The organism is Gemmiger formicilis (assembly GCF_016901605.1).
In the GTDB taxonomy this organism is placed as follows: domain Bacteria; phylum Bacillota; class Clostridia; order Oscillospirales; family Ruminococcaceae; genus Gemmiger; species Gemmiger formicilis_B.
This window is the reverse complement of record NZ_JACJKP010000644.1, coordinates 1-261: the sequence shown is the minus strand read 5'-3', so window position 1 is coordinate 261 and position 261 is coordinate 1. Positions and strand designations below refer to the sequence as shown.

At 58.6% G+C, this 261-nt stretch carries 1 protein-coding gene; it reads left to right on the top strand.

All coding sequences use genetic code 11. The features are described 5' to 3' along the window. The coding region (locus H6B10_RS16290; RefSeq protein ID WP_204652454.1) for an HAD-IC family P-type ATPase at positions 1-261 on the top strand (261 nt) is incomplete at both ends.

Genomic DNA, 261 nt, shown 5'->3' with positions numbered 1-261 from the left:
GCCGTCACCGGTGCGGAACTGGACGAGATTTCCGATGAGGAACTGACACGGGCCGTCCGGAATTACAGTGTATATGCCCGGGTGCAGCCGGAGCATAAATCTCGCATTGTTTCGGCGTGGCGCAGGCAGGGGGCAGTGACGGCCATGACCGGTGACGGCGTCAACGATGCGCCGTCCATCAAAATGGCGGATATCGGTATCGGTATGGGCATTACCGGCACCGATGTGACCAAAAATGTGGCAGATATGGTACTGGCCGAC